The following is a 20,305-nucleotide window of genomic DNA, read 5'->3' on the forward strand; positions in this document are numbered from 1 at the left end:
CTTACGGCGCTGCCACCTCCATCATGCCGGTTGCCGTGCGCGCTGCGAATTGCGGACGATACATGTCCTCAACCGTGGCCGCCGGATGGGTGTAAAGACCCGGCGTCACCGCACGCACCACATAGGCCAGTGTGATCGGCCTCTTCGTGCCTGCAGAGCGGTCGAAAGCCGCCACAAATCGATCATTGCGGAATTCGAGATGCGCTGCCTGCGTACTTTCAAGCCATGGAAAATTGCCAAGATTGGCACTGGAAACGAGGCCCGGATTATCGATCTCGAAACCCGCTGGCAGCAGGTCTGTCACGAGCAGACGCGACTGCCATTCCTGCAAATCGTCAATTTTCAGTACAACCACATAGCGCTCATTCTGGTTGACCCCGGTGACATTGGCTGGTTCACCGTCAAGCGTATAATAGGTGCGCCCGATTTTGAAACCTTCGCCACCCGCAGGAAGAGATTGGGCCGGCGGCGCAACGGCGGTCACGACTGCGTCGACCGAGCCTTGTCCTTTGTTCGTAACAATCAGCGGCTGCGCTTCCAGGGTTGCACCATTGAGGCGTTTTGAGAATGCACCTTGATGCACTGTGTCATTGATGTCGAGGCTGATTGCGCCATTGTCATCTTGCAGGCCGCGTGCGGCAAGCAGCATCCATGCCTGATCCTGCGTGCTGAGATGGCGCGCCTTTTCACGCTGGAATTCGACCAGTGTGATGAGCGACGGCAGCACTTTCGGCGCAGGCTTGGTTTCCGAAGCAAGCGCAAGCATTGCAGCACCGTCACGCAGCGGCGAACCGTAATCGGAGCGATTATAGTCGAAACTGGATTGGCTGGTCGCAAGCTGGAGCGACGTATCGAAGACGCGTTCGGAACGCGGCTGATCACCATAAAGGGCAAGTGCTGCGCCAAGCTGTGCGACTGCCATGGGGCTCGCGAAGTTTTCAAGCTGGGTATCGGCATAATAACGCAGATCTCCGACGGATGCCTTCTTGTTGCGCGCCAGAACGTAGAGCGCATAGGCAATGTCGTTACCGCGTTCTTTCACGTCGGTTGTATAACCGAGAGCGTTTTGCAGATTGGCGAGCGCAGAGAGCATTGCCTGCTGCGGCACGTCATAGCCCTTTTCACGAGCACGCGTGAGGAAGTCGGTCACATAGGCGTCCATCCAGAGATCACCCGAACCCGGCGACCACAGGCCGAACGAACCGCTTGAAGACTGGTTGTTCAGCACGCGGAAGATGGAATCCTGTACGCGCTTCTTAAGTTCTTCCTGACTTTCCAGACCCGCTGCCGCTTCCGTACCTGCGGCCATTTCGCTCAAGTAAAGCAGCGGCAGTGCACGGCTGGTGGTCTGCTCTGTGCAGCCATAAGGATAGCGGTCGAGCGCCATCAACAGGGCTGGGACATCAAAGGCCGCGCTACGCGTGACACCGACGCTGACAAAGGCACCGTCAAGCAGGCTCTCTGACAAAAGGCCGCCATCGACCTTCAGGCTCCCGCCATTGGCTGCGAGATTGACGACATGGCGGCTCGTGACCGGCAGATCGACCGGACGCACCGGCAATGCCAAAGCCTGTTCAACATTGAGACCCGCATCGTTGGAAAGCCGGATCGTCACACCACCGGCACCCGTTGCCATAGCATTGAGCGGAACGGTGATCGACTGTCGTTTGCCACCTGTAAGCGCAATGCTTTCAGGATAGGAGCCAACTTGAACCCCGAGATTATCGGTGGTCTCGAGGCTCACACGATAATCGCCGTCCGGCGCATCCGTGTTGGCAATATCGAAGCGGATATTGGCCTGATCGCCGGGCGCCATGAAGCGCGGAAGGCCAGCAGTGATAACCACCGGATCGCGAATGATGACATCGGTAACCGCGTGACCGACGGCCTTCTTCGACCATGCGACAGCCATGACACGCGCAGTGCCGTTGAACTGCGGTACGTCGAAGCTGATCGTCGCCTTGCCATCGCTGTCGAGTTCAACCGGACCGGAGAACAACGCTAGCAGCTTTTCGGTGGGCGGGCTGCCTTCGGCTGCCATATTGCCACCATCACCACCCGTGCGCAGCTTGCCTGTTACGCCGAGCGAACCATCGATCAGGCGACCATACATATCCCGCATTTCAAGGCCCAACTGCCGCTGGCCGAAGAACCAGTTTTCAGGGTTCGGCGGCTGGTAGCGTGTCAGGTTGAGAATGCCGACATCGACTGCCGCAACCATGACATAGGCCTGCTCGCCACCCGCATTTTCAACCGAAACCGGAATGGAAAGTGTGGAACGCGGAGCGATCTTTTCAGGCGGGGTCAGCTTGACTGCAAGCTGCTTGTCGGCAGGATCGACCTTCAGCCATTTAAGACCAATCGCCCGCGCAGGCATGCGGCTTTCAGCGGCCTCACCCGGCCGGAACAGGGTGGCCGTGACATAGGCGCCCGCACCCCAATCCTCACCGACCGGAATATCGATGGTCGTGCCACCTTCCGGAACGCTGGCCGTGATGGTCTTGAGCAGCTTTTCTGCACCGATGGTGATGAGCAATTCACCGGCAAAACGAGGCGAAACTTTCAGTTCTGCAGTGTCACCCGCCGCATAATGTTCCTTGTCGAGTGCGATTTCGAGCCCATCCGGTGTTTCGGTCGAGGTCGAACTTACATACCAGCCCGCATCGAATTCGTAGCTCGTAGCCGGACCTGAGGCGTCGGCAGTTTCGACTTCCAGACGGTACCGACCCCAATCGACCGGCAGGCTGATTTCAGCCTCACTATCGGTTTTCAGATCGATCTTGCCGTTGGCAATCGCCTTGGTGAAGGTGACCGGCTCATAGTTCCAGCTGTTGCCGCTGCGATACCATTGATAATTACGCTCAATCTTGACCAGCGACCATTGCGCGCCATCAAGCGCCTTGCGATCACCCTTGCTGTCAGAGGCGATCAGGCTGAACTTCGCGGTGCCGCCTTGTGGAACTTCATCGCGAGCGAAATTCGGGCGAATGCCGATGAGATCGGTTTCCGGCTGAATGGCAATGTCGATCTTGCGTTCAACAGCACGACCACCGGTTTCGCGCATGCGAATTGTCACGGCCGCGTTTACGAGACGCGTTGTCGACGGCATTTCGTCGACCGCAACCGGGAAAGTCGCTTTGCCATTGTCATCGACTTTTGACAGGCCATCGAGCGGAAGGCGTGTGGCTTCGCCCTGTTCTTCATCGGCGAGGCCGAAATAATAGCCCTTGAAGCGGTCCCATTGGCGCTTGGTCGAAAGCGTGACTTCGCCTTCGAGTGCAAGGCCCGCGGCAGGGGCGCCATAGAGGAAACGACCATCCACGGTGATATGGGCGGCTTCGCCTACTGCAATTTCCGGCTTGTCGGAGGTCAGATCGAACTCGATCCGGTCCGGCACGAAATCTTCAACCAGAAACATCTGCGTTGCGATGGCGGGCTGCTTGGGATCGGTATAGATCGAAACATTCCAGGTGCCGCGCATGGCGTTGGACGGCAAGGTCAGGTCGATGGCATGACCACCGGCGAGTTTGCTGTCGGAAACGAGACGGCGATCTTCCACACCATCGGGACGCGTGAAGATGAAGGTGAGCGGCAGATCGTCAATCGCCGTTGCGGTATCGTCACGCGCAAGCGCACCCACATGCACGACTTCGCCCGCGCGATAAATGCCGCGCTCCGTCCATGCATATAGATCAAGCGCTTTTGGCACTGCACGGCCCGTCACACCACGATCGGAAAGATCGAAACCAGCGCGCGCCATATCGAGGAATGTGAAATCGTCGTCATTCTGACTGGCCATCAGAACCGCTGGCACCATGCCGTTGATGCCGCGTGTCAGGCCAGGCGTAAACGTCGCACGGCCATCGCTGTCGGTGGTCGCTTCGCCCAGCACTTCATTGTTGCGTGCAAGCAGCGTCAGCTTCACGCCTTTAAGCGGTTCTGCGCTTTCCAGGGAACGGGCAAATACATTGATGCCGTCCTGTCCGGTATAGGTCGAAAGGCCGATGTCGGAGACGACGAACCACTGGGTTGCCTTGGTGCCATAAGCATCATCGGGCTTCTGAACCAGCGGCTCTGCAGTCAGTACATAGACGCCGGGCTTGCGTTCGGGCAGCGCCTCATCGACCGGGAAGCTTGTTGTGGCTTCCTTGTTCAGCTGATTGCCTGCAACCTCGATCTCGCCCTCCCAGACGGGTGCGCCCAACTGGTCGGATACCGTGCTGATGTCGTAGCTGTCGAGCTGGCGCAGGAATTGATAACCTGAAAGAAGTTGAGCGAGCGAACGGTCGCCGACGCGGTAGAGCTTGACCTTGGCTGCATCCAGATTGACGCTGACCAACGGAATGCCGCGACGCGCCTTGGCAGGCAGCACGAAGCTGTCGCCGGTAAAACGCACCGATGGGGCACGGTCCTGCACATAGATCGAAAGATTGACCGGCGCCGGCAGCACTTCGCCGACAGTCGACGGCAGACCCTGGCGGAACGTCACCGTATAATTGCGGCCATGCTCCAGTCCCTCGACGCAAATCTGGCGATCCTTGGCTTCAACTGCCTGCGGTGCGCCATTGTCGAGCGTGACGAAGTTCGAATAGTCGACTCCGCTTTTCACCAGTTCTTCAGAGAACTGCGCGCAGATGCGTGGCGCGGCATTGTCATTATCGACTGTGTTGTTGACGATACGGAAGCCCTTGCGGGCTTTGAGGTCTTCATAGGCCGCACGAACGGATGCGGAATTGACGAGATCAAGGCTCGCTTCATAGGCTTGCAAGGCCGGGCGCGATGCATCGCGCTTTTCGAGCGCCTGGGCCATGATGGCAAGCGCTTGCGCGCGCTCCTCTTTGGTGCGCGAAGTCTGGTAGGCAAACCAGGAGGCTGACGTCGCATCGCGTTGGAATTTTGAACGCTCCTGCCCGTTGGACGGCTCGGTCGCAAGCGCCGACAGCGCATATCCGGCCCAGATTTCGCTTTCATCGGGGGACATGCTGACAGCCAGGCGGAACTTTTCCATCGCCGTGCGAGGGTCGCCATTTAACGCTGCAGACGCGCCTTCGCTCTTCAACGAGCGAAGGCTGTCGGGGCTTTCAAGACCAGCCAGTTCGCGCTTCAAGCGACGGGCTTCGTCAATCAGATTGGCGGCAAAAAAGGAGATGGTTGGCGGAGCGCCAATGTCTTCAACTTCGCGGGCTGCTGTGGATTGGGTTACAACCTTGCCTGCGATGGAGCCAACGGACTGATTGAGCTTGTTGAAATCAGATTTCAGAAAGCACCATTTGACCTTCGGGTTGTAGGTGAAGGCGAGGCAGGCGTTGTCGCCCAGACAAATGCTTTTGCACTGGTCAAGGGAGACATTTTTCTCCGTCCGCAGGTCGAAGCCGAAATAATCGCTGTCTTTGGTTATCTCTATCTGCCGACTTTCGGCCGCTTGCGTGCTGTGCGGGCCTGCCAAAAGGCAAGCTGCGACTGCAAAGGCCCGTAAAAGCCGGTTGTAACCAATAAGCATTTGCATCCCCTCACAACGACCGATGCCAATTCCGATTTATTTAGAAAAGGCGAAAAGAATCCGGCTCATGTGAAGCCTCACCGCGACAAACTGTCAAGGCGAATAGGGATTATCTACAACTATTAGGATAGTTTTAGGGGAAATACGTTCTACGAGATACCTGCCTCGCAGAACATGTCCGTATTTCAGATGATCCCACCATTGGCGCGTAAGGTCTGGCCGTTCACCCAAGCGCCGTCGGGTCCCGCGAGAAACGCCACTACGCCTGCGATGTCCTCCGGTGTGCCGAGCCGTTCGAGCGGGCTCATCTTCGCCATGCGAGCAACCAGTTCCTCGGATTTTCCATCCAGAAAGAGGTCGGTCGCGGTGGGGCCGGGGGCGACGGCATTGACGGTGATGTTTCGACCGCGCATTTCCTTGGCCATGATAGCCGTCAGCGTTTGGACGGCGGCCTTGGTCGCTGCATAAATACCGTAATTTTCCAGTTTCAGGCCAACCACACTGGTGGAAAAATTGATAATGCGTCCATTGTCGCGCAGGCGCCTGCCTGCCTCCCGCATAGTATTGAATGTCCCTTTTAGATTGACCGATACAGTCTTGTCAAAATCCAAATCTTCGGTAGCGGCGAGGGGTGACAGGGACATGATACCGGCATTATTGATGAGGACGTCAACTCCTCCGAATGCGGTTTCGGCAGCATCGAACATTTTCTTTACTGCGACGGGATCGGCAACATCGGCCTGTGCTGATAGCGCGACGCCTCCCGCAGCCTCGATCCTTGCCACCACCGCGTTGGCCATCGCAGCGTTGCCGACATAGTTGACGATAACCGTAAAACCATCGCGCCCCAGACGTTCGGCAATGGCGGCACCGATGCCTCGCGATGCTCCGGTGACGATGGCAACCCTGTTTTTCATATCTGACATTCTGTGCTCCGATCACTTAGGTCCGTTTTGTAAGCACCAACAAGATCGCACTTTTCTCTAACCGTTTAATCGGCCATTATTTGTTATCACTATCCGAGAAGAGCGAACAATCAGATGGACAGGTTCGACGCGATGCGGGTCTTTACCCGCGTATTGGAACGCCGCAGTTTTACCCTGGCCGCTGAAGATCTCGGAATTCCGCGTTCGACCGTTACTGACGCGATCAAGCAGCTTGAAAGACGACTGGGTACGCAGCTGTTTCTACGCACCACTCGGCACGTCAATCCAACGCTTGACGGTCAGGCCTATTACCAGCGTTGCACAGCAATCCTGGCTGATGTGGAGGATGCCGAAGGTGGGTTTTCCGGAGCTGCACCCAAAGGCCTGCTTCGAGTTGAGGTTCAAGGAACACTGGCCCGCCATTTTCTTTTTCCCGAACTGCCAGCCTTTCTGGAAAAATATAACGAGATCGAATTCTATATGACCGAGGGAGACCGGTTCGTTGATCTGGTTCGGGAAGGTATCGATTGCGTTCTGCGCGTTGGTTCGCTGCAAGACAGCGACATGATTGCCCGGCGCGTTACGGTGCTGGATGAGATCACCGTCGCATCCCCTTCTTATATCTCGCGATTTGGACACCCCCAACACCCCGATGAGTTGGGCGAAGGTCACCGGATGATCGGCTTCAGGGCGAGCGGTAGTATTACGCGCATGCCGCTGGAATTCATGATCGGCGGAAAATTGCGAACCGTCTCGATCCCTGCGTCGGTCACGGTCAATGCCGCCGAAAGCTATACCGCTGCTGCCCGTGAGGGGCTGGGGATCATACAGATTCCCCGCTATCATGCGATGAAGCACATCGGCGATGGAAAACTGGTGCAGATACTCACTGCTTATCCTCCAACTCCATCACCAGTCTCTGTCATATACCCCCGTGACCGTCAGCTTTCTCCGCGGGTCAGAGTATTTATCGACTGGTTGGTGACGATATTTGCCCGTCAGGGCGTCGAAGCGCATTAACCTCCCATTAAGAATTTGAAACAGGACGGCCATTTCCGTGTTAGAATAGTGCCTGCAGAGATGCAGAACGCACATCGCTACGCACTATGGGAGAGGGCAGAGATGAGCAACATTCTATTCTGGACCGCTTTGGTAATCGTGCCCGTGCTTTTGGGTACGGCCTACGCCTATCTGCAATCCATTCGCCACCGGGATGACTTCTAGGGATTCACATCCCCGTTTGCGTCCGACTTGGCGGGTAAAGGGTCGCGCGCACGTGCGTCGACCTGATGTCGATTCTTCGCCAGTTTTTTTATTTTATCCATGCGTTGCTACTGCTCTCGACCCGAAAGCGCAGTGGGGCTCCATTCTTCCAGATAAAGTTAACCTTTGTTTCGTTTGGAATCTCTACAATTTAGATTTGATTGGCTTGTTAAACTTCAATTAAAGATAGTAAAATTTATGGGTGTTGGCATTCCCCTATTCAGGGGGATTCAAGCATATTTGATATTGAAATCAACCATTTAGCGTAAAAAGTATACAGGGAGTCTGTATACTCAACACCGGCATGTGCCATATTGGATCATGAATGAGGGTTGTTTGGTTATCCTTGTTTGGTTGAAGTATTTTTATTTTCCATCTGATATTTCGCGTTGCTTAATGTAAGAAAATGTCCTTCTATTGTTGCGGGCAAGATATGACCAATAGTTGAGGTGATGCGTCGCCGTAATCTGGGCTCTTGCGGCTTCATCTCGACCGACACAAAGCTCGCTCCGGATCAAATTGCAGCCCTCATCGAGTCGGGGGCGATCACCGGTTAAGGGTAAGGCCGTCTCGGGTTGAAACAGAACGATGAAAAACAATGGCGACCGAAACGGATCGCCAGAAAATTGGAGGAGGGAACGACGGCAATGGGTAGACGTGCATACGAAAAGCTCGCGAGAATCTGTGCATCCCTGAACACATCCGAGCAGGAACTGGCTCATTCTCTCGGTATTTCGCGAGTTGCCCTGAAGGCGATAGATCGGACTGATGCGCCTCTTTATCTGCGATTGGCGTTGGCCGCCCTGGTCTCGGAAATGGACCCGGATGAAGTGCTGAACCCCAAGCGTGGGAATTCGGAAATGGAAAGGCCGCTTCACCTCTTGTCGGCAGGATAATTGTCAGAAGTCTTGGGTTTCAACGGTGTTGTTGTGACAAAATCTTTCGCCTTGCTGCTTTGGATTGGACTGATTTGTTATCCGCAATTGGCTGCCGCGTCCTGCACGCGAGCAGCCGGCGCCGCGGATTTGATGACGCAACGCCAGCTTTCAGCCCTGCGCGCAATGGAGCGGAGCCGCGGCTGCAAGGGGGGCGACGAACGTGGAGGTTTCTTCAATCCGTGTCGTGATCTTGCCCAGCGTATTGCTGAAATCCAGCGGCAACTCGCGTCCAGTTCGCTTTCTTCTAGGGCGTGTGCCGAACAGCCGGTTGCGCCGCAAACTGCAAAAGTAAAACTCGACCGGCCGAAAACGTCTTCGGTCACCACGCCCGGCAAGCCGTGGGTTCCCAGCGGTGTGAAGGGCGCCTTGACCTATTGCGTGCGCTTGTCGGACGGTTATCTTTTTCCGGCTCCGCATTCGCAGTTCCAGAAATCCGACAATGTGACGGAGACATTGGCGCAATGCCGCTTTATCTGTCAGGGGGAGAATGTCGATCTTTATATTTTGACCGATCCGAATGGCGAAACAGCGGACATGGTTTCCGTTTCCAACGGCAAGCCCTACATCGAGCTTCCAACTGCCTACGCCTATCAAGGCGGCAGCGATTTCAAGAAGTGCGATTGGGCTGGTTATGTCAACAAGATCAGCGAATTGCGAGCCAATAGCAAAGGCAGTCGTGCATTCAAAAATGTGGTCGTGCCCATGCCGGACACGCGACCGACACGCAATGATGAGGTCGCGATTTCGACAACGTCTTTTGCTCCCATGAGTGACCGCAATGTACGTGTGATTGGTCCTGCATTCATTTTCGACGAAGATGCGGCGCAGGCAAAGTCCGCTACCTACTGACTGCCCGCAGCCAGTCTTCTGACGGTCAATTTGAATGAGACGTGTCGCGATTGGGACTGAACCACACGCGTTCTGTCTGTAACCTCCCAGAAACGGGCGTTCCAACGTATGCCCGGAAAACTATCGATCATTGCATTGTTTGAAATCTGTCAGTGTTGTTCGACCTGGAGGAGGTAGACATGAGCAAGAACCGTGGCGTCGTTTATTTGCGGCCCGGGACAGTCGAAGTACGCGATATTGAAGACCCAGTGTTGGCGGCACCGGACGGGAGGAAACTGGACCACGCCGTTATACTGAAGGTAATTTCCACCAATATTTGCGGCTCAGATCAACATATGGTCCGGGGACGCACCACTGCCATGCCCGGTCTTGTGCTTGGCCATGAAATTACCGGTGAAATTATCGAGAAGGGCAGCGATGTTGAAATGCTCGACGTGGGCGACATCGTTTCGGTGCCATTCAATGTCGCTTGCGGACGTTGCCGCTGCTGTAAATCCCAGGACACTGGCGTTTGCCTGACGGTCAATCCATCGCGTGCCGGCGGCGCCTATGGTTATGTCGATATGGGAGGCTGGATTGGCGGACAGGCCCGCTATGTCATGGTTCCCTATGCGGATTTCAATCTGCTCAAATTTCCCGATCGCGAACAGGCGATGGAAAAAATCCGCGACCTGACGATGCTGTCCGATATCTTGCCAACCGGTTTTCACGGTGCCGTCAAGGCCGGCGTCGGAGTCGGCTCGATTGTCTATGTCGCGGGCGCGGGGCCAGTCGGTCTTGCCGCCGCCGCATCCGCACGCATTCTGGGAGCTGCGGTTGTCATGATCGGCGACTTCAATAAGGAACGTCTGGATCACGCACGGAAAGTCGGGTTCGAACCGATCGATCTTTCAGCCAGCGACCGTCTCGGCGACATGATCGCAGAGGTCACCGGCAGTAACGAAGTCGATAGTGCTATCGACGCCGTTGGTTTCGAAGCACGAGGCCACAGCGGCGGTGAACAACCCGCAATTGTGCTTAACCAGATGATGGAGATCACCCGCCCGGCAGGGGCCATCGGTATTCCAGGGCTCTATGTCACCGAAGATCCGGGAGCCGTCGATAATGCCGCAAAGCAAGGTAGCCTGTCCCTGCGCTTCGGTCTCGGTTGGGCCAAGGCGCAGTCGTTCCATACGGGGCAGACGCCCGTGCTGAAGTACAATCGTCAGCTGATGCAGGCTATCCTTCATGGACGTCTCAACATAGCCGATATTGTCAACGCTCAGGTGATATCGCTTGAAGATGCGGCAAAGGGCTATGAGAGCTTTGATCAGGGCGCTGCCAAAAAGTTTGTTCTCGATCCGCACGGCTTGGTGACAAAGGCCGCCTGATTCAATCTGGTTTGGAAAAAACATGAGAAGGCGCCCAAACGGGCGCTTTTTCTGTTGAAATTGCTCGCATCTGTAACGTTACAGATTCTCCGGCTTCTGACACTTCGACGACCGTTCGTTCGGAAATGGCACATATTGGAATGCTTTGCTCCGAGAAAAACGCCATCAAAAAAATACGGTTAAAACAACAACTTATTTTCCTACAGATGCGGAATCCCTGAAGATGCGCACAAGAGGGGTTGCAAGTGAGACCTTTTTGACTACCATACCTGTAACGTTTCAGATTTGGGAGGAGATGGAATGTTGCTTCAAAGAGCAAAGACGCTCACCGCATCCGTTTGTCTGGCTATGACAGCGTTGACAATGGCAGGTTCGGCCTCGGCGGCCAATCTTGAAGTCACCCATTGGTGGACATCCGGCGGTGAAGCTGCGGCGGTCAAGGTTCTTGCTGAAAAATTTGATGCGCTCGGCGGCGACAAATGGGTCGATGGAGCGATAGCCGGTAGCGGCTCTACCGCACGCCCAATCATTATCAGCCGAATTTTGGGCGGCAATCCGATGGGGGCGACGCAGCTCAATCATGGACGGCAGGCTGAAGAGCTGGTGCAAGGCGGCCTGATGATGGACCTGACCGAGCTTGCTGAAAAGGAAGGCTGGGCTGATTTCATTCGCCCTAAGAGCCTCCTGGAATCCTGCACCTTTGAAGGACGTCTCTATTGCGTTCCGCTGAATATTCATTCCTGGGAATGGATGTGGGTCAATCCGCAAGCATTTCGTGATGCCGGAACAGAGCCGCCCAAGAATTGGAATGATCTTGTCGCTGCGGCTCCCAAGCTGAAGGAAAAGAACATCGTTCCTCTCGCAACCGGTGACGGCTGGCAGGTGAACGGCATACTGACGGTCCTGACGACTGCGATTGGCGGCAAGGACCTTTACCTGAAGGTCAACAAGGACAAGGATGCTGATGCGGCGCGGGGGCCTGAAATGAAGAAGGTCTTTGAAGCGCTGGCGCAGGCACGCGAACTGGCTGATAAGGGTTATGTTGGCCGCTCATGGAACGAGGCGACCAATATGGTGCTGACCGGGCGCGCAGGAACACAGATCATGGGGGACTGGGCGCAGGGTGAGTTTGGTACAGCCGGAAAGGTTGCAGGCAAGGATTATGACTGCTTGCCGGGACTCGGTGTCCATCCGTATCTGGATACTGGCGGCGACGCGATCTACTTCCCGAAGAACAAGGACCCGGAAGTTACGAAAGCGCAGCTAAAGCTGGCTAGCATGCTTGTTTCCAAGGATACGCAGGTCGCGTTCAATCTTGCCAAGGGTTCTCTGCCGATCCGTGGCGATGTCGACCTTGAGGCAGCCTCGACTTGCATGCGTGCGGGCATCGAGATTTTGAAGAACCCGGATAACATCGTTCCATCAGTAGAGCAATTGCGCGCACCGGACACGCAAGGGCAGATCGAAAGTCTGGCGGCTGAGTTTTTCTCCAATCCCGATATGACCGTTGATGACATTCAGGAACGTTTTGCCGAGATTATCGAGCAGGCACAATAGTCTCGGTCTGGTCTTGCGCCGTCCCTGAGGATGGCGGTGCAGGACCCCGAAAACCGGGATAGGGAGGAATATCATGGCCGTCATCGAAGAGGGCAATCGTCGAAAGCCGCCGGGAATATTTCGCAATCTGAATGCGAAAGTTGCAGCCCTTCCGATGATCGCGACGGTTCTCGTGGTCTTCATTGGCTGCACGCTCTGGACAGTCCTTTATTCCTTCACGTCTTCCAAATCGCTGCCGATGTTGAACTTTGTCGGCTTCGATCAATACACGCGCCTGTTCTCTGCCACCCGCTGGCATGTGTCGGTCCGCAATCTTGCGATCTATGGTGTCCTGTGCATGGGCTTTTCGCTCGTGACGGGCTTTGTCCTTGCGGCGTTGATGGACCAGAAGATTCGTTTCGAAAATACGTTCCGCACAATCTTTCTCTATCCCTATGCCTTGTCGTTTATCGTGACGGGTCTCGTCTGGCAGTGGATATTCAATCCACAACTCGGACTGGAGAAAGTGGTCCGCGATATAGGTTTCGAAAATTTCCATATGGCGATCCTGTCGAGCCGGACCTACGTCATTTATGCGATTGTCATTGCCGGGCTTTGGCAGATGACAGGGCTCGTCATGGTTCTGATGCTGGCGGGGCTGCGCAGTGTCGATGAGGAAATCTGGAAGGCCGCACGAGTTGACGGCATTCCGAAATGGAAAACCTATCTGTTCATCATCCTGCCGATGATGCGCCCCGTCCTGGTGACGACCATCGTGTTGATCGCGACGGGTATCGTCAAACTCTACGATCTGGTTGTCGCCATGACCAATGGCGGTCCCGGCATCGCATCGGAAGTGCCGGCAAAATACGTCTATGACTTCATGTTCGGCTGGGCCAATCTGGGGCAGGGGCTTGCTGCATCTACGGTCATGTTGACTACAGTTTTGATCATCCTCGTTCCGTGGACGATGTTTGAGCATAGCCGGAGAAAAACGCGATGACGGAAGCTGTTCTGAACGGGAGGGTACGAGCCGGAACCGAAGCTGCGACGGACCAGACGCGTCCTGCAGCGAAGCAGGTCTCCCAGCCCTGGGGGCGCAAACCGAAACGGCGCTTTGCCCCAGCAACCATCATGCTCTACAGCGTGCTGTTTGTTTCTGCCGTCTATTACCTGCTGCCGCTTTATGTGATGGTTGTCACATCCCTGAAGGGTATGCCTGAAATCCGGCTAGGCAACATCTTTGCGCCGCCGGTCGAAATCACGTTCGAACCTTGGGTCAAGGCATGGAGCCAGGCTTGCACCGGCCTTTATTGCGAAGGAATCAGTGCAGGATTCTGGAATTCCATCAAGATCACCGTGCCGAGCGTGATCGTTTCCATCGCGATCGCATCGGTGAATGGCTACGCGCTGGCAAACTGGAAGTTCAAGGGATCGGAAATCTTCTTCGCCGTGCTGCTGTTCGGGGCGTTCATTCCGTATCAGGTCATGCTCTATCCGCTCGTTATCATTACACGCGAGCTGGGAATTTTCGGCACCCTGACCGGCGTTGTCTTCATCCATACGATTTTCGGCATGCCGATCCTCACGCTGCTGTTCCGCAATTATTTCGCCGGTCTGCCGCCGGAATTGTTCAAGGCGGCGCGTGTGGACGGTGCAGGCTTCTGGCGAATTTTCTTTCAGATCATGCTGCCGATGTCACTGCCAATTTTCGTAGTTGCGATCATTTTGCAGGTGACCGGTATCTGGAACGACTTTCTGTTTGGCGTGGTGTTCGCCGGAACGAAGAATTTTCCGATGACCGTGCAGTTGAACAATATTGTCAATTCCATGCAGGGCGTGAAGGAATACAACGTCAATATGGCAGCCACGATCCTGACCGGTGCCGTGCCACTGCTCGTTTACTTCCTCTCCGGCCGTTATTTCGTTCGCGGTATTGCCGCTGGCGCAGTGAAAGGATGAGTTCATGAATTCAAGCGTTTCCATCCAGGACCTGTCGCTTGGCTTCGGCACGGTCAATGTGCTGCAAAATCTCAATCTGGAAATCGGGGAAGGCGAGTTTCTCGTGCTTCTTGGGCCGTCCGGCTGCGGAAAGTCCACGCTGCTCAATTGCGTGGCTGGTCTTCTCGATATTTCCGAAGGCAGCATCTTCATCAAAGGCCGTAATGTCACCTGGGATGAGCCGAAGGACCGAGGCATCGGCATGGTGTTTCAATCCTACGCGCTTTACCCGCAAATGACTGTCGAAAAGAATCTTTCTTTCGGATTGCGCGTGGCCGGTCTGCCGAAGGGAGAGATCGACAATCGCATCAAGCGTGCTGCCGAAATTCTCCAGATCGAACCCTTGCTGCAACGCAAACCCTCGGCATTGTCTGGCGGTCAGCGTCAGCGTGTTGCGATCGGTCGTGCATTGGTGCGCGACGTCGATGTGTTCCTGTTCGACGAACCGCTTTCCAATCTCGATGCAAAATTGCGCTCCGAACTGCGCGTCGAGATCAAACGCCTTCATCAGAAACTCGGCAACACGATGATCTACGTTACCCACGACCAGATTGAAGCGCTGACGCTGGCGGATCGCATTGCCGTGATGAAAGGTGGCGTGGTTCAGCAACTGGCCGACCCGCTGACGATCTACAACCGCCCGAAGAACCGGTTTGTCGCGGGTTTCCTGGGGTCGCCATCGATGAATTTCTTCGCTGGTGAAATTGCGGTCACAGAAGGAAAGGCCGTATTCCACATCGGACAGACAGCCGTAGGGCTGGACGGATATGACGGAGCGCTACAGCCGGGCCGGAAGGCAACACTCGGTGTTCGTCCGGAACATGTCAGGCTTGAGATCGAGGACGGTTTCGAGGCGACAGTCGATCTGGATGAACCGATGGGTGCCGATAGTCTGGTCTGGCTTCGGCTGAACGGGCATCCGCTTTCCGCGCGCGTGGAAGCTGGAAAGCGTTATCGGGCAGGAGAGAAGGTCAGGATCGGCTTCAAACCCGATACCCTGTCGCTTTTCGATGCTCAAACGGAGGAGAGGCTTTAGATGAACAGAGAACAACGCTCCCCTTAACAGCCTTCAGCAAGAGGCGACCATTGTTTTTGCTGACGGATCGGACACCGCGTCGATCCGCATGGGCGCATTTTGCTCAGAAAAACCAATGTAATTCTGGAACGAGTTCAAAGGATAAGGACATGAACGGATATTCCTATCAGCTTTACAGCTCTCGCAATTTCCAGCCGCTGGAGCGCACACTCACAATGTTGCGCGACCTCGGTTATCGTCGTGTAGAAGGTTACGGGGGGATTTATGGTGATCCCGTTCGATTAAAGAAGGATCTCGATGCTTTGGGGCTTTCCATGCCTACCGGCCATTTTGGTCTGGATATGCTGGAAAATGAAGTGAGCCGCGTTCTGGAGATTGCCAAGGTTGCCGATATGAAGGCGATCTTCTGTCCTTATCTCGATGCAGATCGCCGCCCGGATAGTGTCGCTGGCTGGCAGGAGTTTGGTAAACGCCTGGTCGCGGCTGGTGAGCCTTATCGCAAGGAAGGCTATGCCTTTGGCTGGCACAACCACGATTTCGAGTTCCGGCCCTTGGCTGACGGTTCCGTGCCGCAGGAACACATCATGAATGCTTCGCCCGATCTGGCCTGGGAGGCCGATATTGCCTGGATCATCAAAGGGGGAGCCGACCCGCTTGAATGGATCGAGCGTTACGGCGACCGGATACTGGCAGTTCATGTAAAGGACATCGCGGTGAATGGAGAAAAGGCCGACGAAGACGGTTGGGAAGATGTTGGTCACGGGACCGTCGACTGGCCTGCCTTGTTTACGGCTTTGCGCAAGACGCCTGCCCGCTATTTCATCATGGAACACGATAACCCGTCGGACGATACCCGGTTTGCGAGCCGTTCCATCGAAACCGTAAGAACTTTCTAAATTGGAGAAAGAAATGACCAGGAAACTTGGTGTCGGGATTATCGGCTGCGGCAATATATCAGCTACATATCTGCGGCTGTCACCTATGTTTCGAAGCATTGAAATGAGGGCTTGCGCAGATATCAATCTGGCGGCGGCAAATGCGCGGGCAGAAGAGTTCGGCGTAAAGGCACAGACTATTGAGGAACTGCTTCGGAATGATGACATAGACATCATCGTCAATCTGACAATTCCAGATGCCCACTATGCAGTAACCAAGCAGATACTGGCGGCAGGCAAACACGCCTATTCGGAAAAGCCGCTGGTTCTTTCAATGGAGCAGGGGCTGGAACTGAAGGCACTTGCCGACGGCCGCGGTCTCAAAGTGGGGTGCGCTCCTGACACTTTTCTGGGCGGTGCGCACCAGCTGGCGCGGCGCGAAATCGATAGTGGGAATGTCGGCCGTATCACTTCAGGCACCTGCCACGTCATGAGCCATGGTATGGAGCATTGGCATCCGAACCCGGACTTCTTCTTCAAGCATGGTGGCGGCCCCATTCTCGATCTCGGGCCTTATTACATCGCAAATCTCGTCAATCTCATCGGGCCTGTGAAGCGTGTCGCGGCTTTGACTTCCATGGCGACCCCGACGCGGACGATCAGTTCGGAGCCGCGCAAAGGCGAAACCATTCCCGTTGAGACACCAACCACCATTCACGCGCTGCTGGAATTCGAGCAAGGCGCAACAATAACGCTTTCAGCAAGTTGGGATGTGTGGGCGCACCGCCATGCGAACATGGAACTATATGGCACCGAGGGATCGCTCTATCTGCCGGACCCAAATTTTTTCGGTGGGGAAGTCCAGATAGCGAAGCCGGGTGAGCCAGCCGAACCAGTCGAAAACTGGGAACACCCCTTTGGCATCGCCAATGAGCAGCACTCGCAAGGTATGATGGCCAACTATAGAGCGGCAGGACTGGCAGATATGGCGGCCGCCATCCTGGATGGTCGCGATATGCGCTGTTCGCTGGAACGCGCCCTGCATGGGGTCGATGTCATGCTGGCCATTCTGAGATCAGGTGAAGAAAAGCGTTTCATCGACATTGAAACACGATGCACGCGCCCTGAAGCACTCGATATCGCTGCCGCAGAAGCCTTGCTTCAGCCGGAAGAAAACAGACAGAAACGGGCGGCAAACTGACTTTGCATCGCTCCTCCCGAGCGATTGGAGGCTATCCCGATCCCGCGGGATTGGGGTGGCCTCCACCCACCTAGCCTATCGTCTGCAGAGACTTGATGTCCTTGCCGTTGATTCGGCCCAGAATGGCTTTACCAAGTTGTTGGCCCGCGAGCTTGAAACTCTCCTCAACAACAATCAGGCCCGGACGAAACCAGTGCAAAATCTCGGTCGACTGTTTGGCTGCTACATCAACTTCATTGCCGATGTTCATTCCCGCATCTTCGATACCTGCAACAATTGCTAATGCAGCCGCACTGCCGGAGCAGATGATGCCGTCCGGCCGATCTGCTCTCTTCATCAGTTGAGCAACATGCAGCCGCAAGCCCTCAAGGGACGTATCGAGATCAACCCCTTCAAATGGTGATCCACTGCAATGAAAGGTCCGCAGCCCCTCATAAAATCCACCCACCATATGCCGGTAATAGGTGAGGTGCGCTGGCGGAGTCAGCAGGGCAAGCCGCCTCCGCCCGAGCGTCGACAGTTTGCCGACCATCTCGAGGGCAAAAGTGAAATTATCAAAGTCATGATAAGGATGTTCGATGCCCGTATCAGTGCGTCCGTGGGTGGCGAACGGGAAATCATGTTCGGTCAGATAATGGACGCGTTGATCGTCCGGTTCTGTGCGTGAGAATATAATTCCGTCGGCTGAACCTGTCTCGACGATATAGCGGATCGGCTCGATGGGTGCCCTTGAATGAAAATAGGGCGTTAGAATGAGATGGTATTGCGTTTCGGCCAGTACATCCGCAACACCATGAATGACCTGACTGGTAAAACCCATAATTTCATCTTGCGTATTAAGGACCAGCGCAATGACGTTTGTTTTACCGGTGCGAAGGCGTACACCTGCACGATTGGGGCGGTATCCGATCTGCCTCGCGATCAATTGCACGCGTTTGCGGGTTTCGGGGCCGATTTCAGGGGCATCCTTCAAGGCGCGGGAAACCGTGGTTACGCCCAGGCCAGTCATGAATGCTATTGTCTTCAGCGTGGGACGTTCGTTTTCGAGGAACGGTTTGGCTGGATTTGGCGGCTTGGAAACCGGCTGGCTCCGTTTTTCATTCATGCGCATTTCGTCCGGCGGCGAGGAACGATGTGGACAGGCAAACGATAGAAATCGCTTTATCTATCAATAGCTTGTTTTGATGGACTTGTCATCTTTTATGACCCGATATCGCTAACTTCCGACACAACTTCAGACCAACTATTCTGCGCGACAGGCGCCCACAAAGTCATATTCTCGGAAATTGTCGCAATGGTCCCCATCAGTTTGTATCGCTTCGTCCTCTGTGCTGTTTTGACTGGAATGTCATGGTATTAATTCAGTATAATATGACAATTCTCAATATGTCATGATGGAGTCGGTGGACGCATGTGGGAACCTATGTTGGAAATGCGCAAGGGCGTCACCAAGCATCGACTTCTGACAGAAAAAATTGTCGATGATATTGAAAAGGGCATTCTTCAACCCGCCATGCGTATGCCGACGCATCGGGACCTGGCTCACAAGCTCGGACTTTCGGTGCAGACCGTCAGTATCAGTTACAAGGAAGCTGAACGACGTGGTTATCTGCGCGGCGAGGTTGGTCGGGGAACATATGTCTGCAACCGGGTGACAGAGCGAGCGGACCGGTTCATGCTCGATCGTGATCCTAGCGGAACGGCGGATCTGTCGATCATTCGGGCGGTCTATACCGAAGCGCACGAGAATGCCTCGCGCCGTCTGCTGGAAGAATTGAGCCAGTCGGACAATGCAAGTTTCATGCGCCCCTGCCGTCCTATAGCTGGATTGGACAGACATCGTGCTGTCGCGCGGGATTGGCTGCGCAATCTGTCGGTTGATGTCGACCCGGGCCGGATCATCCTCACCAATGGTGCCGCGCATGGCCTGTTTCTCGCTGTTGCCGCCGTCGTTCAGCCCGGGGAAGTAGTGCTCACGGAAAGCCTGACCGACCATGGCATCATAGGTCTTGCCAATGTGCTCGGATTTACTTTGCGTGGACTCCCTATTGATGAACAGGGAATTCTACCGGATGCTTTTGAAACCGCCTGCAAGGCCGGTGATGTTCGTGCGCTCGTGATGATCCCGACACTGGGCAATCCGACCAGTCATCTGATGGGCGCAGGGCGTCGCATCGCCATAGCAGAAATTGCCCGACGATACGATGTCTGCGTTATCGAGGATGAGGTTTACAAACCCATCCTTGAAGAAAAATTGCCGTCCATGCCGGAGTTGCTGCCCGATCTTGGCTTCTTTGTTACAAGTTTCACCAAGACGGTAATGACGGGCTTGCGTACCGGTTACCTCGTCGTTCCAACGCAATATTCCATTCGGGTCACATCTATTTTGCGCGTTACAAGCTGGAGCGGTGTCAATCTTATGGGTGAGATGGCCAGCCGCTGGATCGAAGATGGCACGGCGGGGGAATTGATTGAAATCCAGCGCAGCGAGTTGCGATCCCGTCAGGCGCAGGTAACCGATATTCTGGGTTCGCATGTGGCGGGCAACAATCCGTTGTCGTTATGCGCCTGGCTTAAAATACCCCGCAACTGGTCTGAGGACGGGCTGGTGCGCGCGCTTGCCAATAAAGGCGTTGCGGTCACGCCATCGGACCCATTTGTGGCCGGTGCTGATCGAGGAAGTGGTGGTATTCGCATCTGTTTGGGGGGACGGCTTTCGCGCCCGGCATTGCAGACGGCACTTGAAACCATCTGCGAGACCTTTGCGCAATTGCCGCCTGTCTATGATGTGGGATCGATCGCCTGAAAGC

Annotated in this window: 14 protein-coding genes; 11 read left to right on the forward strand and 3 right to left on the reverse strand. The window is 55.2% G+C overall.

From position 1 onward, the window contains the following. Position 1 precedes the first annotated feature (1 nt). Both OINT_RS14970 and OINT_RS14975 read right to left on the reverse strand, forming a co-directional pair. Positions 2–5,506 carry an alpha-2-macroglobulin family protein gene (locus tag OINT_RS14970; protein ID WP_006468703.1) on the reverse strand — a complete coding sequence of 1,835 codons (5,505 nt, stop codon included), beginning with the start codon at positions 5,504–5,506 and terminating at the stop codon, positions 2–4. 179 nt (positions 5,507–5,685) lie between these two features. Next, on the reverse strand, positions 5,686–6,426 hold the full coding sequence (locus OINT_RS14975; RefSeq protein WP_006468704.1) for an SDR family oxidoreductase: 741 nt from the start codon (positions 6,424–6,426) through the stop codon (positions 5,686–5,688). 114 nt (positions 6,427–6,540) lie between these two features. Between OINT_RS14975 and OINT_RS14980 the strand changes: the two genes are divergently transcribed. From OINT_RS14980 to OINT_RS15025, 10 genes are all read left to right on the forward strand, one after another. Next, positions 6,541–7,446, forward strand: coding sequence for a LysR family transcriptional regulator (locus OINT_RS14980; protein WP_006468705.1), 906 nt, complete (start codon positions 6,541–6,543; stop codon positions 7,444–7,446). 890 nt (positions 7,447–8,336) lie between these two features. Beyond that, on the forward strand, positions 8,337–8,585 hold the full coding sequence (locus OINT_RS14985; protein ID WP_006472270.1) for a hypothetical protein: 249 nt from the start codon (positions 8,337–8,339) through the stop codon (positions 8,583–8,585). Positions 8,586–8,717: 132 nt separating this feature from the next. Then, positions 8,718–9,476, forward strand: coding sequence for a DUF2865 domain-containing protein (locus OINT_RS14990; RefSeq protein ID WP_235691673.1), 759 nt, complete (start codon positions 8,718–8,720; stop codon positions 9,474–9,476). Between the two features lie 179 nt (positions 9,477–9,655). After that, positions 9,656–10,846: a formaldehyde dehydrogenase, glutathione-independent gene (gene fdhA, locus OINT_RS14995; RefSeq protein ID WP_006472269.1), complete on the forward strand. Its 1,191-nt coding sequence runs from the start codon at positions 9,656–9,658 to the stop codon at positions 10,844–10,846. Positions 10,847–11,146: 300 nt separating this feature from the next. Continuing rightward, positions 11,147–12,403: an ABC transporter substrate-binding protein gene (locus tag OINT_RS15000; protein WP_006472268.1), complete on the forward strand. Its 1,257-nt coding sequence runs from the start codon at positions 11,147–11,149 to the stop codon at positions 12,401–12,403. A gap of 73 nt (positions 12,404–12,476) precedes the next feature. After that, complete coding sequence (locus OINT_RS15005) at positions 12,477–13,385, forward strand: carbohydrate ABC transporter permease (protein WP_006468712.1); 909 nt, start codon at positions 12,477–12,479, stop codon at positions 13,383–13,385. Continuing rightward, on the forward strand, positions 13,382–14,344 hold the full coding sequence (locus OINT_RS15010) for a carbohydrate ABC transporter permease (protein ID WP_006468713.1): 963 nt from the start codon (positions 13,382–13,384) through the stop codon (positions 14,342–14,344). Before OINT_RS15005 ends, OINT_RS15010 begins: the two co-directional genes overlap by 4 nt. A 4-nt stretch (positions 14,345–14,348) precedes the next feature. Beyond that, positions 14,349–15,419, forward strand: coding sequence for an ABC transporter ATP-binding protein (locus OINT_RS15015; RefSeq protein ID WP_006468714.1), 1,071 nt, complete (start codon positions 14,349–14,351; stop codon positions 15,417–15,419). Between the two features lie 149 nt (positions 15,420–15,568). Then, a complete protein-coding gene (locus OINT_RS15020; RefSeq protein ID WP_006472267.1) occupies positions 15,569–16,315 on the forward strand; it encodes a sugar phosphate isomerase/epimerase family protein in 747 nt (248 codons plus the stop codon). Positions 16,316–16,328: 13 nt separating this feature from the next. Next, positions 16,329–17,495, forward strand: coding sequence for a Gfo/Idh/MocA family protein (locus OINT_RS15025; protein ID WP_006472266.1), 1,167 nt, complete (start codon positions 16,329–16,331; stop codon positions 17,493–17,495). A gap of 70 nt (positions 17,496–17,565) precedes the next feature. Here OINT_RS15025 and OINT_RS15030 read toward each other — a convergent pair whose 3' ends face one another. Next, positions 17,566–18,600, reverse strand: a complete 1,035-nt coding sequence (locus tag OINT_RS15030; protein ID WP_022569502.1) for a LacI family transcriptional regulator — start codon at positions 18,598–18,600, stop codon at positions 17,566–17,568. A 306-nt stretch (positions 18,601–18,906) separates the two neighbouring features. Between OINT_RS15030 and ehuR the strand changes: the two genes are divergently transcribed. After that, entirely contained in the window at positions 18,907–20,301 is a 1,395-nt protein-coding gene (gene ehuR, locus OINT_RS15035; RefSeq protein ID WP_006468718.1) for a MocR-like ectoine utilization transcription factor EhuR, read from the forward strand. Positions 20,302–20,305 lie beyond the last annotated feature (4 nt).

Source organism: Brucella intermedia LMG 3301 (genome assembly GCF_000182645.1).
Lineage (GTDB): Bacteria > Pseudomonadota > Alphaproteobacteria > Rhizobiales > Rhizobiaceae > Brucella > Brucella intermedia.

What these genes read in the sequence shown, in the direction of transcription:
- OINT_RS15010 (WP_006468713.1), top strand. Translation starts at nt 13,382, where the DNA reads ATGACGGAAGCTGTTCTGAACGGGAGGGTACGAGCCGGAACCGAAGCT.
- OINT_RS15030 (WP_022569502.1), bottom strand. Translation starts at nt 18,600, where the DNA reads ATGAATGAAAAACGGAGCCAGCCGGTTTCCAAGCCGCCAAATCCAGCC.
- OINT_RS14990 (WP_235691673.1), top strand. Translation starts at nt 8,718, where the DNA reads ATGACGCAACGCCAGCTTTCAGCCCTGCGCGCAATGGAGCGGAGCCGC.
- OINT_RS14980 (WP_006468705.1), top strand. Translation starts at nt 6,541, where the DNA reads ATGGACAGGTTCGACGCGATGCGGGTCTTTACCCGCGTATTGGAACGC.
- OINT_RS15015 (WP_006468714.1), top strand. Translation starts at nt 14,349, where the DNA reads ATGAATTCAAGCGTTTCCATCCAGGACCTGTCGCTTGGCTTCGGCACG.
- fdhA (WP_006472269.1), top strand. Translation starts at nt 9,656, where the DNA reads ATGAGCAAGAACCGTGGCGTCGTTTATTTGCGGCCCGGGACAGTCGAA.
- OINT_RS14975 (WP_006468704.1), bottom strand. Translation starts at nt 6,426, where the DNA reads ATGTCAGATATGAAAAACAGGGTTGCCATCGTCACCGGAGCATCGCGA.
- ehuR (WP_006468718.1), top strand. Translation starts at nt 18,907, where the DNA reads ATGTGGGAACCTATGTTGGAAATGCGCAAGGGCGTCACCAAGCATCGA.
- OINT_RS14970 (WP_006468703.1), bottom strand. Translation starts at nt 5,506, where the DNA reads ATGCAAATGCTTATTGGTTACAACCGGCTTTTACGGGCCTTTGCAGTC.
- OINT_RS15005 (WP_006468712.1), top strand. Translation starts at nt 12,477, where the DNA reads ATGGCCGTCATCGAAGAGGGCAATCGTCGAAAGCCGCCGGGAATATTT.
- OINT_RS15025 (WP_006472266.1), top strand. Translation starts at nt 16,329, where the DNA reads ATGACCAGGAAACTTGGTGTCGGGATTATCGGCTGCGGCAATATATCA.
- OINT_RS14985 (WP_006472270.1), top strand. Translation starts at nt 8,337, where the DNA reads ATGGGTAGACGTGCATACGAAAAGCTCGCGAGAATCTGTGCATCCCTG.
- OINT_RS15020 (WP_006472267.1), top strand. Translation starts at nt 15,569, where the DNA reads ATGAACGGATATTCCTATCAGCTTTACAGCTCTCGCAATTTCCAGCCG.
- OINT_RS15000 (WP_006472268.1), top strand. Translation starts at nt 11,147, where the DNA reads ATGTTGCTTCAAAGAGCAAAGACGCTCACCGCATCCGTTTGTCTGGCT.